We start from the raw sequence: 17,951 nt of genomic DNA, 5'->3' as shown, positions 1-17,951 counted from the left end.
ATGATTAAGGCCAGTATCTATAAACCGATAACCATGATCATGGTCATTTTGACCGTGGTGGTTTTCGGTCTTTATACCTATTCTATGATGGTGGTGGACTTGATGCCGAAATTCGACGTCCCCGTGGTCACCGGCACCATCATTTACCCGGGTGCAAACCCCGAAGAAATCGAGACGACCATCATCAAGCCTATCGAAGATCAGGTGGAACTGGTGGACGGTATCGATTACGTGCAGTCAATCTGCCTTGAAAACTACGGTATCGTGATCGCCATGTTCAACATGGGTATCAACGTGGACGTGGCAGCAAACGATGTGCGTTCTAAAATCGAACTTGCGGCAGCCGACTTCCCGGATGCCGTGCAGGCACCGATTATTTCGAAGGTGGACATCAATGGTGCGGCCATCATGTCCATTTCGTTTACCGGTCCGCTGAACTCCACGGAACTCCGCCAAAAGGTGGAAGACGAAATCGAACCGCTGTTCACCTCTGTTCCGGGCGTGGCAAGCGTAGACATTTTCGGTGGTACCACACGCCAGATTTCCATTGAACTTGACAAGGACAAAATGATCGACCGCAATGTAGACATTGCGACCATCATGGGAATTTTCGGACAAGCTAACGTCAACAACCCGATTGGTGAAGTCATCGGCAAGCACAAGAACACGACCGTGCGTACCGCAGGTAAGTTCACCAGCCTCGACGAAATGCGCGACTTGGATATTCCGACCAAAACAGGCGTGATCAAGCTTTCTGAAATCGCCGACGTCAAGGACACGATTGAATCAATTACTTCTGCTTCCCGCTTCAACGGAACGAACTCCGTGTCGCTCGACATCAAGAAGCGTTCCGACGCTAACGTGGTTGAAGTTTCGAGAGGCGTGCTCAAGCGCATGGCCCAGATTCAGCAAACACTCCCCGAAGGATTCGAACTTCACCTGGTTTACGACAAGTCCGAAGCAGTGAACGAAGCTATCGATAACGTGATTCAGAATATCGTTATCGCAATCGGCCTTACGGCTGGACTTTTGCTCTTGTTCCTCGGCAAGTTCTCGACCATGTTCATTGCGGCCCTTACGATGCCGATTTCCGTGATTGGTGCATTTACCCTTATGTATTTTGCGGGCTTTGGCATCAACATGATGTCGCTCATGGCTCTGTCGAGTTCCGTGGGTCTGTTGGTGACGAACTCTATCGTGGTGCTTGAAAACATTAACGAAAAATTAAAACTTGGACTTGACCCGAAAGAAGCTGCTTACCGAGGCACCAGTGAAATCATGGTCGCCATCATGGCTTCGACACTCACCAACGTTTGCGTGTTCGTGCCGATTGCCTTCATGAAATCCATTGCCGGTATCTTCTTTAGAACGTTCGGTCTGACCATGGTGTTTGCAACCTTCGTGTCGCTCTTGGTGACATTCACCTTGACACCGCTCATGGCAGCCTACCTGTTCAAGGGCAAGAAGAAAGACGAAAACGGAAACATTATCGAAGAAAAGCCCTCGATTCTCGACCGAATTCTCTCCCTCTTCCCCAAGGCCTTGAATGGAATTCGCTTTGTGTACCTCAAGACCCTTTCGTTCTGCCTTTCTGTTCCGGGCGTCATATTCCAGGTCGTCGCTCTTGGCGCAGGAATTTTCTTCGTGGGCGTTCTTGCCAAGAACTTCCTCACGGTCGAAGTGATGCCGAAACAGGACCAGGGCATGATCTCGGTGAAGCTCGAAATGCCTGTGGGCACCAACATCGAAACCACCGACAGCGTAGCACGTATTATCGAAGAGAGAGTCAAGGGTGTTCCCGAAATCGTGCACTACAGCATGAACGTGGGCGGTTCCAACGGTTTTACGACCGTAAACCAGGCTACCATGCGTGTCAAGCTCCTGAAAGACTGGGAAGGCCGTACTCGTAGCACCGACCAAATCGTCGATTCGCTACGCCCTTACCTTGCAAATATTCCTGATGCATTTATTTCGATCAAGTCTACTTCCGCCTCCGAAATGAGCAACAACTCCGCTGGCGACGTGGTTCTCGAAGTGAGCGGCCTGCATGCCGACTCCGTGGTGAAGGCTTCCGAAATCGTGATGGATAAAATAAGGGAAACCATCGAAGGTGTCGTCGACGTGAAGATGAGCTACGAAGCAGGTAAGCCAGAAATCCGACTTATCCCGAACCGCCAGGCTCTCGCTGATTACGGCATTACGCTCCAGACCGCCGCCAACTACAACTACATTGCCGTGAGCGGTTATGAAGCCGGCCAGTATACCGACGACGGTGAAGAATATGACGTGTACGTGCGCATGATGGAAAAAGACCGTCAAAGCCACGCCGATATCGAAAACCTTCCCATCTTGACCCCCAAGGGATACGTAAATGCCAACGAGCTGTTCTTCATCGAAGATGGCGCTGGCCCGACCCGTATTGACCGCAAGCGCAAGATGAGACGCGTGGACGTTTCAATGAACTTGTTGCCTGGACACACGACTGGTGAAATCATGGGCAAGGTCGGAGCGCTCGCCGCAGAAATGAAGGATCAAGTTCCCGAAGGAATTTCGTTCGGCTTTGGCGGTAACGCAGACATGCAGAATGACATGGTGGACGAATTCAAGACGGCCATCCTGATGGCTATCATCCTCACCTACATTCTATTGATTGCACTCCTTGAAAGCTTTGCCCAGCCGTTCATTATTATGACGACAATCCCGATGGGTGCTATAGGCGTGATTCTTTCCCTTATCGTTACCGGCAAGGCACTTTCGATGATTGCCTTGATGGCTATCGTGATGCTTATCGGTGTGGTGGTGAACAACGCCATTCTATTGCTTGACGAAGCAAACCGACTGTTACGAAGTGGTGCCATGGGCAGACGATCTGCCATTATGACCGCAGGCGAAACCAAGTTCCAGCCGATTGTGCTTGCAACGTTTGCCTCTGTGGTGGCTCAGCTCCCGCTGGCATTCGCCCTCGGTGGTAACGTGGCTGCCATGACCCAGCCGATGGGTATCGCCTCTGTGGGTGGCTTGATTGTGTCTGCAATCCTCACCATGTACTTGGTGCCGACCTTCTTCTGGCTCCCGAACGCCATCTTCCACAAGGCAAAGAAGAAAGCCGGAAACATCAAGAAGAATTTCCAGCGCCATAAGGCATAAGATTTAGACAATAGAGAGAGAAGTAAGTCCCGACTCACTAGAGTCGGGACTTTTTAATACCGTTCGGCTCACCGGTTCCGTTCGGCTAAAAATCTTGCAAACAATGTGTTGCACGCTTGCGCGGGAATGTTTTTTATTTTCGAGGTATGGAGTTTTTACTTTCTACGAAATGGTGTCGCGAGCACGAGGTTGCCCTATTGGGCGACTTGAGCGATTGCAGGCCGGGACAGGCCTATCCTGTTGCGGTTACAAACGACTGCGATGAATTTTTGCTGCAGAAGGTGCGAACGGAACTTGGCGCGCCTGTGCAGGCCTGCATCAAGAGCAAGGCCGAGATTTTCCAGCTGTTGAGCAAGTGTTCCGAAAACTTCGACGATGATTTATTAAAGCCCGAGAACGCGCAAAATGCCTCTTGGGAGTCCGAACCGATTGTGAATCTGGTCGACAGCCTGATTGAGCAGGCGATTGATTTAAAGGCGACCGATATTCACCTGGAGCCTGTGTCACAGGCGTTTCGTGTACGGCTGCGGCAAGACGGATTGCTGAACGATTATAAGAGATTGCCTTTATGGATTGGGGAACCGGTTTTAGTCCGGCTGAAGATTCTTTCAGAAATTGACATTACAGACAAAAGAATTCCGCACGACGGCTCGTTCACTTTTAGCGGGTTCCGCCATAATGCAAACATTCGCGTGAGCACGCTTCCCGTACAGGGGGGCGAAAAAGCGGTGCTCCGGATTTTACCGACAGCGGGTAGCCCGATTGCGTTTTCACGCCTTGAAAGCGAACCATACTCAAGGCTGGAATCACTGCGTTTGAGTTCAAGGAATCTTGAGTTTTTGCGGAAAGTATTCCATAGCCCGCAGGGATTGTTCCTGGTAACTGGGCCGACTGGGTCCGGGAAGACGACTACGCTCCACGCCGGTTTGCAAGAAATCGTGCATAGGCAAATCAACGTGACAACGATTGAAGACCCAGTAGAGTATCCGCTAGAAGGTGTGTCTCAGGTGCAGGTAAACGAAAAATGCGGATTCACGTTTGCCGTAGCGCTCCGGGCCATTTTGCGCCAAGATCCCGACGTGATCATGGTCGGCGAAATCCGCGACAAGGAGACCGCGCAAATCGCCCTCCGCGCAGCCCAAACCGGACACTTGGTCGTATCGACCTTGCATACGAATTCTGCCAAGGCCGGATTCGCCCGTCTCAAGGATTTGGGCATTTCGCGAACGGCCCTGCAGGAATCGTTCCTAGGCATTATGGCGCAACGCCTGGTACGCTGCCGCCCGGCCCAAGCGTTCCCCTATTCGGGCCGCCAAGCGGTGGTCGAGATTCTAATGCCCGACGGCAATTACGTTGACGGCACGCTCCGGGAAAACGCAAGGAGACTCGTTGAAAGCGGATATACCGACATAACAGAAATAAAAAGAGTTTTTGGCAATGTGGAATGTGAGATGAGTGATGTGTGATGTAAGATAGTTCATTTCACATTTCACACTTCACATTTCCTCATAGAGGATAACTCTACTAAGGTACTAAAGTACCAAGTATCGTTTATAACATTTTTTACTATATTCTCGGCCATGAAGATTTCCGATCGTGCATTGGGTTACATTTCGCTGGTAGCGTTGTTTGGGCTGTTCGCCCTCATCGCTTATTGCATGTGGGATGCCCATCATGAGGAATCATCCATTATTCAGGTCGATTTCGACGAGCTCGGTTCCCTGCAACCCGAAGATCAGGTGATGATCCGCGGCTACACGGTCGGAACGATTGGCAAGGTCCTGTGGCTCGGCGACCGCGCCCGCGTTGAAATCAAGTTCAACGAACCTATCGTGATTCGCGAAGGCACCCAATTCAACAACATCAACCATGCGATCATGGGCCAGCGCAGGCTCGAAATCATTCCGTCCAAGACAGGCAAGGTGCTCCCCGAAAGCTACATCCACACGGGGCATTTTGAACCGGGTATTGCCGAAGTGTTGCGCTATATCGAAAACGTGAACGAACAGGTCGAAACGATCCGCCATATTGTATACCTGGTGGCAAACGGCGACTCGACACACCGTTCTGCAAGCGCCTTGGTGGAATACGTCATTCAAAATATCGAAATGGCGCTGTCGAACACCGAAAGGACTCTCCAGACTTTGCAACCGGCATTGAACAACCTGTTCAATCAGGCCGATGTCGCTAGCCGCAACTTGCACATGGTTGCAAACCAGGCCGATTCAGCTATCGAAACCGTAACCGGTACCATTAACGAAAAGATTGCTCTTGCCGAAAACGCCATGAAGCAGATTTCGGAAGGCGCCACAAAGACAAACGAGTTGATCAACACCATCGAAGCGGACCCTGTATACAGCAAGATTCTGTATTCTTCCGAAATGGTCGACAAGGTGAACGAATTGGTCAACAAGCTGAACGAAATCGTACGCGCCATCGATACCAAGGGTATCAAGATGCTTGACGAAAACGGCAACCCGATCAAGCCCTTCACCTGGAAGAACTTGAACCTTGTCGGAAAGACGGCCCGCGTGAAGGCGCGCGAACGTGCTGAACAGGCCCAAAAAGAAAAGGCCCAGAGCGAAGCAAAGTAAGCCATGGACTTGAACAACCTTCCCAAGATGGGTCCAAAGAGTCTCGAGGCCCTCAAGTCTGCGGGTATCATTTCGCTTGCCGATTTTCTATTCAACATTCCCCGCACCTACCTGGACCAGACCAAGGTGACCGCCATCGGGAACCTGCACGTGGGCGACCGCGTGGTGGTGATCGGAAAGATTTTGCGCGGAGGGATTATTCGTGGGCGCGGCAGCCGCTATGTGGCAACCTTGGCCGACGGCACCGGTGAACTGACGCTTACGTTTTTTCAGGGCGCGCAGTACCAGAGCAAGCGTCTGAAACCGGGAACCCGCTGGCTTGCCACAGGCGTCGTTGGCGAATACCGCGGATTCCAGATGACGCACCCCGACATGCAGCCCATGGACGAAGACGAAGAGTTCTGCGGCCAGATTCTGCCGGTGTATTCCATGACCGAGGCGATGATCAAGGCCCGCATTACGCAAAGGGCGCTTCGCAACTGGTTCAGCGTGATTTTCCATTTCCCGGCGCTTACGCTTTCGGGAATTTGCCCGAGGGAACTCACCGATTACCTGCATTACAAGCCCGTCATAGACGATTTGCGCATTCTGCACAAGCCCGCCGACTTCGATTCGATTCGCAAGGCGAAGCGGGAGCTCAAGGTTTTGGAACTGCTCCCCTTCTGCTTACGCATGGTGAAGCGGCGCGAGAACCAGAAGGTTCGCGGGCACGAAAGGCAAATTGACTTGGGCCAGGTCATGCTCGCCAAGTCGCGCTTGCCGTTCAATTTGACCGGCGGGCAGGATGCGGCGCTGAACCGCATCATTGACGGCCTGAACGGCAAAAAGCAGTTCCACGCCTTATTGCAAGGCGATGTGGGCTGCGGCAAGACGGTGGTCGCCCTGCTCGCCATGCTGGCCGTGTGCGGCGCTGGCGAGCAATGCGCATTGATGGTGCCGACCGACATTTTGGCCAGGCAACACTTTAAGCAGATGAAACCGTTTTTCGAGGCCGCAGGAATGCGCATTCAACTTTTAGTTGGGGCGACCCCCGCCGCCGAGAAACGCCAGATTCTGGGTGAACTGCAAATGGGACTTTGCCAAGCGGTGATTGGCACGCATGCGCTGTTCTCGAAGGATGTGACTTTTGCCAAGCTCGGGTTCGTGATTATCGACGAACAGCACCGCTTTGGCGTAAACCAGCGCGAAGCACTGCTTTCGAAGGGCGAATATCCCGACATGCTCGTGATGAGCGCCACCCCGATTCCCCGAAGCCTCGCCATGACCATGTACGGCGACTTGCAGGTGATTTCAATTAAAGAAAAGCCCGCAGGCCGAAAGCCCGTGAAGACGCGCCTTGTAAGCCCCGACAAGCGCGGCGACATGAAGAAATTCATTTGCAGCGAGGCGAAGGGCGGAAACTTGTGCTACTGGATTGTAAGCCGCGTCGGAAGCGACGACGAAGGCAACGCCCGCAGTGTCGAAGATGTGGTCAACGAACTCCGCGCCTTTGATTCCAGCGTCGTGGTAGAAGGCATTCACGGTCAAATGGACGAAGAGCAGCGCGACGGCATTTTAAAGCGGTTCGCCGCCGGAGAAGTCCATATTCTTGTGGCCACAACCGTCATCGAAGTCGGCGTGAATGTGCCCGAAGCAAACATTATGGCTATCGATCAGCCGGACCGTTTCGGGCTTGCGCAACTGCACCAGTTGCGCGGACGCGTTGGCCGTGGCGATCAGCAGGCCTGGTGCTTCTTGATGTTGCCCGATGGCGAAGCTGCCGAAAATTCGCTGGAACGCCTCACCCAATTCAGCCACACCGACGACGGCTTTGAAATCGCAGAACTCGACTTGCAGACTCGCGGCGCCGGCAATCTGGAAGGCAACGAACAGAGCGGCAGCTGGGTATTCCGCTGGTTCGACTGGATTGCCGACCAGGAACTCATTGCGCAAACCTTACAGATGGCAGAAAACATTCTAAAAGACAAAGACGCCTTTGATGAAGACGCCCGCGAAAAAATCCAGCTGTGGTATAGCGAAAAGAAATCCGCCAACGAAGACGGCGTGCATTAATTAGACGAGAGAACGGCACTTCGTGCCTACAGACGAAAGACGAAAGGAATTTCGTACTATTCTAGCATCGGGGCGACCGTCAAAATGACAAGCCCGACCAGCACCGCATTCAAAAAAAAGAACGAACGGCGCACAATCTTATAGAACAGCGGCAACCAGTGGAACACATGGTCGCTCGGCTGCACCAGTTCCTTGAACCCGAGGAATACGCTGATTGCACCCGTGACAATCATCATCATAGCGCCCACAAAGTAACCCTCGTTCCAAACGGCAACCGTAAGGATTGTTCCCATGAGCATGGCGATTACGCCAATGGTTGCCTCAATGCGCAGAATCAATTTACTCAGTTTTTCTTTATTCAAAATATTTCCCGTACGTTATAATGCAAATATAAGATAAAATACAACGAGCGCTTTCGCGATTGTTGTATTTTTGCAATGGGAAAGGAGGGTTTTAGGGAGGGCGGAGCCTTCCCTAGTCGGAGAATGCCTCCGCTGTTAGCGGAGGCATTCAAATAAGGGGCAGTTGTAAGCCGGGTTTTGTTCCTTCTTGCGAAGGCGATGACCATCTCTCTGGACGAATCGTTACCGACCGCCTCAAGCAACCTACCCGAATTCCAGCTGGTGCGGGCCGCCCCAGGTTCACTTGCGTGAACGGAATTCTGCTTGGTCTTGCACCGGATGAGGTTTACCATGCCACTCCTGTCACCAGGAGCGCGGTGAGCTCTTACCTCGCCATTTCACCCTTACCTGCCTTGCGGCCGGCGGTTTACTTTCTGTTGCACTTTCTGTCGTGTTTCCACGCCTGGACGTTATCCAGCATCCTGCCCTGCGGTGCCCGGACTTTCCTCCAGCATTGCTGCCGGCGGCCATCCGCCACCCCACCCCAAATATAGAAAAACGCCCCTCGAAATGAAAGGGCGCTTCAAAAAGTTTGAAATTTGACGTTTTTTAGCGAGAAATACCGAATCGGATGGCACGTTCACCCTTTACGCGCAGCACATACACACCGCGTTCAAGGTCAGCAAAATCCACCGTTTCTCCTGCAGAAACCACGCCGTTTTTCACCATACGGCCACGCAAATCCGTCACGGCGTAAGCGAGGTCGCTACCCTTCGACACCGTAAAGCTCATGTTGTTTTCGCCCATACGGAGTGCAGACGGCTTAACCAAAGCCACCACAATACGGTCGGCGCTTGCAGGTTTCTGGGTCAAGTCATAAAGGAAGTCAAAGACTTTCTTTTGTACCTTCACGTCATAATCTTCGTAATCATAAAATTCATGGGGTTGGCCATCGACAAAGTAGGTGTCATGTTCCACGTTGTTTGCCGTAAGCACCGAGTCAATCACATAGCTACCGTAAAGGGTCGGAGTCGCCACATGGAATGCAAGCGCGCCAACCGATGCCGCAGTCGCAGGCATCAAGTTTTCAAGAACGGCGGCAATGTTACTCAGCGGGCGTCCTGTCTTAAAGACGACCGTACTGTCGGCTTTACCATGAACCAAGAGAACCGGCTTTTTCACGTCTTCGATAATTTTCGGATCATGCACAGCGCCCCACAAGGCCGCCACGGCATTCGCCTGAGAACCATAGCCCTGCACACCATAAGCATCGAGTCCGCCCAAATCCGGAGCATTCTTTGCTGCCGGCGGAATTTCGGATTCCTTGTCCATGTAAATGTTTTCGAGCGAAAGGATTGCGCCTGCGCTATTGCCAATCAGGTAAATGCGATTCGGGTCAATGCCCAATTCGTCGGCGTTCGACCTAACGTAACGGACTGCGGCACGGATATCCTGGATTCCACGATACACCGTTCTCGAGAAATCGAGGCTATCGATAGTGAGCGCCTTGTCCTTGATGACAGCCGTAATCCCCAGGCGATACTCCACCGCCGCAGTCACAAAACCACGGGCTGCCAGAGAGTCGCAATAAGTCACCGTGTGCTGGTCATAATCGTTCTTGGAGCCTGCCGCAAAGGCACCGCCATGCATCACCAAAACAGCCGGGCGTTTCTTTTCAGTATCGTTTTTCGGCTGATAAATATCCATCTTCAAACTGACTTCCTTAAGGTCAGTCTCGTTATCAAACAGGTAGACAGGCATGCCATCGTTCAAAACGGCATACGTAATAATCGCAGTCGAGATGGAATTGAGTGTCTTGAGGTGTTTTACGTTAGAGGCATAAATGACATCTCTCTTGACCGAGACGTCAAACATGCGGTCTTTGTAACGTTCTGCGGCACCGGCAAAGGCTACCGCGCTGGCTAAGAAAAGGGCAATCTTCTTCATATAATCTCCTTACACGCCAAATATAGCTAAAGGAGATAATTTTGTCTGCAATCGTACAATTAAGGATTCGGTTTATTTTCCGACGCCTTTTTAGCCTCCAGTTCCTTTTGCTTGCGTAAGATTTGTTCGCGGGCAAGTTCAGCCTTTGTCTTCTTTTCTGCGAACAAGTTATCCAAAGCGGATACGGCCTTGCCGTCGGCATCTTTCGCACGGGAATTAAAAAACAGCGCCAGCAAGAAGAAAACAACCAGGTAGCAAGCTACCGCCGACAAGAGCGCCACGATTTCGGAACCCGAGGCCGCCTCTACCTTGAGGTAGAGGACAATCGACAGCGGGATTGCAAGCATGAACAGGAAAGCCGGGAGTTTTTCTTTCATGACCGCTAAAGTAGAAAATTACTGGGCTCCGCTTTGCTTCTTGACTCTTAAAGCAAGCTCTGCATCGGCGGAATCAGCCGTATACTTGTAGTCGGGCTTGTAGCCGCGAGCATCGGTAATGAAATCTTCGCCGCCAGCGGTATGCCAGTTGGATTCCATGTCGGCAAAGCCCACCGTAGAATCCACCGGAGCACCGTCTTCGTAATACCAGCGGTATAACGTCACAGGCATTTCGTTATTGAAGATGTTCTTTTCTATCAGGCAGGTAGCGGAATCTGAACATACCACGCCCGACAAATCTAAAGAGTAGAAGAAGTTGTTGTAGGCATGAAGTTTGCCTCCATGAGCAAGAATTCCGTCGCGAGAGAGCCCCTCGAAGTAATTGTGATGCATTGTCAGGCTTTGGGCCGTATCCATAATGATATCGCCGGCAAGTCCGAACAGCACACCCGTCTGAGCATTTTCAAAACGAGACCAAGAAATCGTGACATTATGCGAGCAGCGCTTCACATCGAATTCCACCAGCGGGTATTCCTCGAAGGTGCAATGGTCCACCCACACATGATGCGTACGGTTATGGATCGAAAGGGCGCGGCGAGAGGTCGTATCTTGCGCTGTAATAGACGGCGCCGTAAAGGTCAGATTTTCAAAGATCAAGTTGCTTGAAGCATCGGTAAGCACACCCATGCCCGAAATGCGGATATCGCGACCGCGGCCATCGAATGTCTTGTCGGACTTCAAACGGAGCGGAGCCTGCAGGTTATAAGTGCCATCTTTTTCGAAAAGCACCCATACCGGGCCTTCCTTGTAAGCACATTCACGGAGCGACCCCGGTGCAATCACCGCCGTCGTTGACGCCGAATCCGTACTGGTCGTGTCTTCGACAATAATGTAGTCTTCGGTTGTGGTCACAATACAGACTTCGCCCTTCTGCTTGCTGATATTGCCCGCAGAATCGGTAACGCCCGCAGCACCGAGCACGCCTACAGCATAGCCGTCGGCCAACTTAATCAAGGCATCGTGTTCGTTCCAGTCGGCATCGGGATATTCACTTGCAGCCGTTTCCTTAGGCTTGACCACATTAATGCTTGAAGTGGAATCAGAGCAGTCTACATACAAGGTATCGCCCGTCGTCGACTGCACCTTGGCCGAATAAACCTCTTGCGGGTCGCCGATTTGCACGTCAAAATCGCCCACCGGGAGCGAGTCAATCACAAAATGCCCCGTACTGTCCGGAATCACGTAGCGGTCAAGGCCCGCAATACGGACCACCGGCATCGAATCACCGAGCATCACGTAGCCTTCAATCGAAGAAAGTTCGCCGAGCTTGACCGTATCGATTCTAGCGGCCGACTTTTTCTCCAAGTCTACGCTGCGGATGGCGCCTGTTGCCACTGTTCCATCGACATGGCGAGCCTCCACCGTGTAAGAACCCGGTTCCATCGGAATCTTGACAAAACCCGAATCATTCGTTTCGAGCCAAGGCACCACGCGGTTGCCTTCGGGTAAAAAACCTTCCGGGAGCGCACGCACACGGCTATAAGCGGCTGGCTTACCGCTTGCCAACTGAATCTGCAACGCGATCGTCGATTCGGCTTCGGTACCGCCCGCGACATCGCGACGTTCAGAGCAGCCCACAAAGCTACTGCAAAGCATTCCCGCCACCACGGGAGCTAGAACTGCATATAAAGATTTTCTCTTAAGCATTGTCCGCACCCCCTTCGGCATTTTCACCGGCGATATCATCACCGGCAACTTCTAATTCGTCGCCGTTCGTCATTTCCATACCGCGAATACGGCGCTTGCGCCCGCGGCGCTGCGGAGGCGGATACGGGTCCGAAAGCGGAAACAGCTGCATGCCGAGCTGGAATACCCGATTAGGCTTTGCACACTGCCCCACCTTCGCGAGAATTTCACGGCGAAAACGGCGCACCATTTCTACCAATTCCTTATAGGTGTCCTCGTCACAGGCAAACGCAAGCGTCGACAGGTTTCGTTCATTTCTGTCGAAGCGGTCCATGGCGTCTTGCGCCACATTCAAGTTCTGCTGGATGTAAGAGTTGACCGCCGTACTGAAAGATTCAGACCCGCTCGAAATCAGTCCCTGCGTCTGTTCGTAAAAGCCCGTCACCTCGTTCTTCTTGATCATCGACAAACGTTCCAAGAGCGCAATCGAAGACTTAACCTGCGAGGCCGTAATCGGCGGACGCACCATCAAGCCGAGTGCCGCGTCATCGCCCACATACGGGTAAAAAGTTACCAGTTCGCGAATGACCGCATGGTACCAGTGGTCAAAGTATTCAAACTGATCCTTGGCCACATTTTCGACCTTGCATTCCTTGGTGGCCACCAGCTTTTCCAGGTACTGACGGCTTTCGGAATGGTTCTTCGCCTGGTTGAACGCCACCATGTCGGCAAAGTAGGCCTTTTCGCGGTCATCATTGCAAAAGATATCGGCAAACACCGAAACCAGACGGCTGGTCAGGTTACGCTTGCCCTGCAGAATCTTGTTGAACATCGACGCATCGAACCCGGCACGGTCGGCAATATAGCGGTGGCTAAAACGCCAATCGCCCTTATGGCGCTCTTCATAGGCGTCACGCAAAAATTCGCGGTAGTTCAAGTATTCAAAAAGATTCACCATATTAAAAATCCATAAAAAAAACCGAGCGCAAAAGGCTCCCGGTTATCAATATAATAAATATTTCGCCTAAAAGTCTACATTTTTTAAATAAAAATGTCTACAGTACATAAAAGAACTTAGTTGACAGAACTTAGAGCTTAGAAAAAAGAAATAACCTAAGTTCTGCAACTATACGAAACTTAGAACTTTAGCTCTATAGTTGAGTTATCCTCTATGGGGAGCAGCGATCTAAGTTCTAAGCTCTATTTAACGGCTTCGAAACCACCGGGCGGATGCGTTTGCCGCACAGCGTCACGATAATTCCCGCCTGCGCAAACATGTAGTAAGCCGTGTCGCGGCTGTTGTTCAGCGTGGACTTCGGGTCGTAATCGTCCTTGGTCACGAACACTTCGGCAACGCCCGAAAGGCTCACATCCAGGGCGCAGCGTTCGCACGGAAAACCAATCACGTAAAGCTTCGATCCCGGAGGAACTTTGCCGCGGGCATAGTGCAACGCGTTGATTTCGGCGTGAACCATGAACGGGTACTTGTTCGCCTCGAACTCGTGGTGGCTCAAGAGCTCGCCCGAATCGGCATCCAGCAAATCGTACGCCAGCAGTTGCTTTTCGCGGGTGTACGGCACCGTCTCGTCGTCGAAACCAGCCGGAGCGCCATTGTAGCCTGTGCTGATCACGCGACCGTCGGCACTCACCAGCACCGCCCCCATCTGGGTATTCTGGTCTTTAGAAAGGCGCGCCTGCGCGCACATCATCTGGGTATAGACTTCGTCACGAAGCTTGCTGCGAGATTGAGAATTGTTCATGTGAGATAATATAGTAAGAGTAGACTGTAGGAAGTAGGCAGTAAACAGTGGTTTGCAGGCTATTGAAAGTTCGAATACAGAAAAAGCCCGCCGGGCGCGTACCCGACGGACTTCTTCAATTTTCATCCCGCTAAGTATAAGCGAGTGAGACAAGGCGCGAGCCCCCGTAGCATCACTCTTTATCCCGCTAAGTGGAACCGAGCAAGACAAAGAACGATTTGGCGTAGCGTACTAACGAGACCGTTCGGCTCTACAGCAAATAGGTACCTACGACATCGCCTCACTCTCGCAAAAAACGCCTCGTTAATACGAGGCGCTTTATTGCTCACAAACGTACGTGAATATTTATCCGCTAAGTATAAGCGAGCAGAACGAGGCGTGGTTGCGCGTAGCGTACTAAAACGTACGTGAGCGCAACCGCAACGAAGTTATGCGAAGCTTAGACGACGCGGGTCATGCCGGACATGCGTTCGCGCAGCCAAGCACCGACTTCTTCCACCGGATGCTGACGGATGCTCTTGTTCACCTTGATGAGTTCTTCGTTATCCACAGCGGTGGTCTTGCCTTCGCCGTAGATAGCGCCGATGTCGTCCTTCTTCACTTCGTTCTTCATGAAGTCGGCGAGCAGAGGCACGCACTTGTTGGCGAACAGGTAGCAACCGTATTCGGCGGTGTCGCTGATCACGCGGTTCATTTCGTACAACTTCTTACGAGCGATGAGGTTCGCGATAAGCGGAGTCTCGTGGAGAGATTCGTAGTAGGCGCTCATCGGCTTGATGCCCACGGAGCACATGGTTTCGAATGCGAGTTCCACACCGGCCTTGATCATGGCGGTCATGAGAACGCCGCGGTCGAAGTATTCCTGTTCGGTGATCACCTTGTCGGTAGCTTCGACCTTTTCGAATTCGAGCTCGCCCGTTTCGCCACGCCACTTGAGCAAATCCTTGTCGCCGGCTTCCCAGTCGACCATCATGGTGCTGGAGAACTTGCCGGAGATGATGTTGTCCTGGTGTTCGCAGTAGAGCGGCTTCATGATCTTCTTCATCTTTTCGGCGAGTTCCGTGGCGCGGATCTTGGCCGGGTTGGAGAGACGGTCCATCATGTTGGTGATGCCGCCGTGCTTCAGGGCTTCGGAAATGGTTTCCCAGCCGTACTGGAGCAGCTTGACCGCGTAAGCCGGTTCAACGCCGAAATCCTTCACCATCTTGTCGTAGCAGAGGATGGTGCCGGTCTGGAGCATACCGCAAAGGATGGTCTGTTCGCCCATGAGGTCGGACTTCACTTCGGCGACGAAAGAGCTTTCGAGAACGCCCGGACGGTCGGCATGGAGGCCAGCGGCGTAAGCCTTGGCGTAGTCCCAGCCCTTGCCTTCGGGGTCGTTTTCCGGGTGCACAGCGATAAGGCAGGGCATACCGAAACCGCGAACGTATTCGCTACGGACTTCGGAACCCGGGCCCTTCGGGGCGACCATGATCACCGTGATGTCCTTACGGATTTCCTGGCCTTCTTCAACGATGTTGAAGCCGTGGCTGTAAGAGAGGGCGGCGCCCTTCTTCATGAGCTTCATGATGGCCGGGATCACATTGTGGTGCTGCTTGTCCGGTGTGAGGTTGCAAACGAGGTCTGCATCCGGAATCATTTCTTCGTAGGTACCGACCTTGAAGCCGTTTTCAGTAGCGTTCTTCCAGGACTGGCGCTTCTGTTCGATGGCTTCCTTGCGGAGCGTGTAAGAGACGTCGAGGCCGCTATCGCGCAGGTCAAGCCCCTGATGGAGACCCTGGGCACCGCAACCGACGAACACGATCTTCTTGCCCTTGAGGGCTTCAACACCACGGCTGAATTCAGAATGTTCCATGAAACGGCAGTGGCCAATTTCTTCGAGTTGGCGACGCATAGGGATAGAATTGAAATAATTCATTTTTTGAACCTCTGTTAAATAAAATTGTTCCGGGGGAAAATTTAGTAAAGTAGGAAGTAGGAAGTAGGAAGTAGACAGGAAAAAGATTGGTTTGAAGGGGGAAGAATTCCCCGAAAACCCAAAATCAAAACGCCCACGGCTCCAGAGATATACGAAACTTGGCAACTTGTTGCCTTAGTTGAGTTATGCTCTATGAGTATTAAGCTCTCCTCACTCACATGGCCGTTCCGGAATGTTCGCTCGGAGACTTATCTTCCTCCGCCTTAGGGCCCGCAGCTAGGCGAACCTAGTCTTTTACACAACGAACAGATAATCCATAATAGTTCTTTTCCATGTAATACACCATATATTCATTATGGTAGTTCAAACTCAATCCACACGCGCGATAGTCATTGACCTCAGTTGAACTCCAAAAATTCACGTAGTCGCCATCATCCATATATCTACCGAAAGAACCATAATTGTCGGACCTTTCACCAGCAGGCAATGCAGAAAAACCATAAGCATCCGTGCCTTTACCGCCATACCAAACGCTAGTAGACTTGAGCATCATGCCTGCTATTGACGCCCCTCCAGCTGCGATGAAAAGCATATTCCACTCTGTCGTATCCGGCAAATGCCACCCCTTGGGGCAAATACCGCGCACCGGATATGTCGGCAAGCATGGCTTATCATAGCCACAACCCTTACCGTTCGTAGACCACGTTCCCACACTGTCCATTGCAGTAGCCCAGGTATAAAGGCGGCCATACTTGGTGCAGTATTCTGCCGAATCGTTATAGCACCAACTAGTGGAATCTGAGGTGTAGCTGAGGACATCATAGCCAACCAAGCCCCTATATGTATAGGTTACGTTAAAGGGAACGCTAGTGTACGCATAATTCAAGTTCTCCGCCATCCAAATATGTTCGCCAATCTGAACTGTCTTATAAACCTGGCCATCACGCTCATCTAAAATTTCCCCATATTTACCCGCTTCAAGAAATTCCTGATTCAAGTATTCTGTCGTGAAGCATCTGTATTTGGAACAGTCGTATGTCCCCGATGGCATGACCATCGCTTCGGCGTAACTTTTCGGCGTTTCACCTGAACTTGAAGATGCACCCGACTTTTCCGAACTTGACGAAACCTCATTCTCACTACTGCTAGAATTTACTGACTTTTCGCTGGAGCTAGACTGTACATCAACAGAACTGCTGGACTTATCCTTCTCGCTGGAACTAGATTGTTTTGCGTCGCTCTGGGTGTCGCTGGATGAAGACTTCGCCCTTTCACTGCTAGATTCCGGATCGTTGCCTGGAATGACGGAGGAGGATACACCTCGTTCAACCGAAGAAGACGATTCAACGCCCGGCTCATCATTTGGCCCAGCAGATGCCGACAAGCTGTCATCGCACCCGACAAGCGCAAATGCCACCATGCTCAATGCCACAAAAAACTTTTTCATAAAACCTCCAGCAGGCCGATATAATAAATCCACAACAAATGTAATTTATTTCGCCTAAAACGACAAAAAGGCGGCCTCACAGAAGACAAAAACTACGCCACGGTTTTCAGCAATTCCCTGCCAATACGGCGGAGTTCCTCGTCAATGAGTTTCTTCCTTGCCAAAGAGGGTTTCTTCGTTCCGTTTACGTATGCGGCGAACAGGGGCTGAGGGATCCCCAATCGGCGGGCAAACGCCGAGGCGTTAAGTTCGGGGAACAGCCAAAATACGCGGCCAATGGGATTTGTCTTTTTCGGCGAAAAGAATCCCGAAAGTTCCAGGCCTTCGTCCAGATCGTCAAACCACACGCCATCGTAATCTACGCGGCAGTTCTCCAACTGCTTTCGCGAAGCCTTCCGCAGCGGTTCGTAATCTCGGATGAGTTCACGCCCGATTCGGCCATCTTTCAGTTCCACGCAAACAGCGTCCTTTTCTACCCAAAGCCTTTTTACATCCTTTTCCGTAATCTCGTTCATAAAGAGATTCCACCCCTTTCAAATATCTTCGGCATAATTAATATAGGTTATTATTTAATAACCGTCAATAGGTTAAATATTTTTATTGCCATACTCCTTCACTATTACTAGACAAAAACCAAGGTTAAGGGGGTATATCTTGCAAAAATAACAGAATTTACACCCTT

At 51.7% G+C, this 17,951-nt stretch carries 13 protein-coding genes and 1 other RNA gene; 4 read left to right on the top strand and 10 right to left on the bottom strand.

Annotation, left to right across the window (positions count from 1 at the left end):
• The 4 genes from BUC02_RS06660 to BUC02_RS06645 all read left to right on the top strand — a co-directional run bounded on the left by BUC02_RS06660 (position 1) and on the right by BUC02_RS06645 (position 7,793).
• A complete protein-coding gene (locus BUC02_RS06660) occupies positions 1–3,147 on the top strand; it encodes an efflux RND transporter permease subunit (RefSeq protein WP_073320418.1) in 3,147 nt (1,048 codons plus the stop codon).
• Positions 3,148–3,293: 146 nt separating this feature from the next.
• The gene (locus tag BUC02_RS06655) at positions 3,294–4,613 is read left to right on the top strand and encodes a GspE/PulE family protein (protein ID WP_073320663.1); all 1,320 of its coding nucleotides are present in this window, start codon (positions 3,294–3,296) and stop codon (positions 4,611–4,613) included.
• A gap of 114 nt (positions 4,614–4,727) precedes the next feature.
• A complete protein-coding gene (locus tag BUC02_RS06650) occupies positions 4,728–5,741 on the top strand; it encodes an MlaD family protein (protein WP_073320415.1) in 1,014 nt (337 codons plus the stop codon).
• A gap of 3 nt (positions 5,742–5,744) precedes the next feature.
• Complete coding sequence (locus BUC02_RS06645) at positions 5,745–7,793, top strand: ATP-dependent DNA helicase RecG (protein ID WP_073320412.1); 2,049 nt, start codon at positions 5,745–5,747, stop codon at positions 7,791–7,793.
• A 56-nt stretch (positions 7,794–7,849) separates the two neighbouring features.
• Here the strand turns inward: BUC02_RS06645 and BUC02_RS06640 are convergent, their stop codons facing one another.
• The 10 genes from BUC02_RS06640 to BUC02_RS06595 all read right to left on the bottom strand — a co-directional run bounded on the left by BUC02_RS06640 (position 7,850) and on the right by BUC02_RS06595 (position 17,784).
• Positions 7,850–8,155, bottom strand: coding sequence for a hypothetical protein (locus BUC02_RS06640; RefSeq protein WP_088656974.1), 306 nt, complete (start codon positions 8,153–8,155; stop codon positions 7,850–7,852).
• A 150-nt stretch (positions 8,156–8,305) separates the two neighbouring features.
• An RNA gene (gene rnpB, locus BUC02_RS06635) (RNase P RNA component class A) lies at positions 8,306–8,677 on the bottom strand.
• A 66-nt stretch (positions 8,678–8,743) separates the two neighbouring features.
• The gene (locus tag BUC02_RS06630) at positions 8,744–10,081 is read right to left on the bottom strand and encodes a carboxylesterase family protein (protein WP_073320407.1); all 1,338 of its coding nucleotides are present in this window, start codon (positions 10,079–10,081) and stop codon (positions 8,744–8,746) included.
• 59 nt (positions 10,082–10,140) lie between these two features.
• Positions 10,141–10,458 carry a hypothetical protein gene (locus BUC02_RS06625; protein WP_073320404.1) on the bottom strand — a complete coding sequence of 106 codons (318 nt, stop codon included), beginning with the start codon at positions 10,456–10,458 and terminating at the stop codon, positions 10,141–10,143.
• Positions 10,459–10,476: 18 nt separating this feature from the next.
• Positions 10,477–12,165: a pectate lyase family protein gene (locus BUC02_RS06620; RefSeq protein ID WP_175549811.1), complete on the bottom strand. Its 1,689-nt coding sequence runs from the start codon at positions 12,163–12,165 to the stop codon at positions 10,477–10,479.
• The gene (locus BUC02_RS06615; RefSeq protein ID WP_083564451.1) at positions 12,158–13,102 is read right to left on the bottom strand and encodes a TIGR02147 family protein; all 945 of its coding nucleotides are present in this window, start codon (positions 13,100–13,102) and stop codon (positions 12,158–12,160) included. Before BUC02_RS06615 ends, BUC02_RS06620 begins: the two co-directional genes overlap by 8 nt.
• A 235-nt stretch (positions 13,103–13,337) precedes the next feature.
• Positions 13,338–13,904, bottom strand: a complete 567-nt coding sequence (locus BUC02_RS06610; protein WP_073320398.1) for a deoxycytidylate deaminase — start codon at positions 13,902–13,904, stop codon at positions 13,338–13,340.
• Between the two features lie 439 nt (positions 13,905–14,343).
• Entirely contained in the window at positions 14,344–15,822 is a 1,479-nt protein-coding gene (gene ilvC, locus BUC02_RS06605; RefSeq protein WP_073320395.1) for a ketol-acid reductoisomerase, read from the bottom strand.
• 286 nt (positions 15,823–16,108) lie between these two features.
• The gene (locus BUC02_RS15660) at positions 16,109–17,269 is read right to left on the bottom strand and encodes a fibrobacter succinogenes major paralogous domain-containing protein (protein WP_139261047.1); all 1,161 of its coding nucleotides are present in this window, start codon (positions 17,267–17,269) and stop codon (positions 16,109–16,111) included.
• Between the two features lie 92 nt (positions 17,270–17,361).
• Complete coding sequence (locus BUC02_RS06595) at positions 17,362–17,784, bottom strand: DUF2442 domain-containing protein (protein WP_073320389.1); 423 nt, start codon at positions 17,782–17,784, stop codon at positions 17,362–17,364.
• Between the last annotated feature and the right edge of the window lie 167 nt (positions 17,785–17,951).

Origin of the sequence: Fibrobacter sp. UWOV1 (assembly GCF_900142495.1) — a bacterium.
Taxonomy (GTDB): domain Bacteria; phylum Fibrobacterota; class Fibrobacteria; order Fibrobacterales; family Fibrobacteraceae; genus Fibrobacter.
This window is presented reverse-complemented; position numbering and strand designations above follow the sequence as displayed.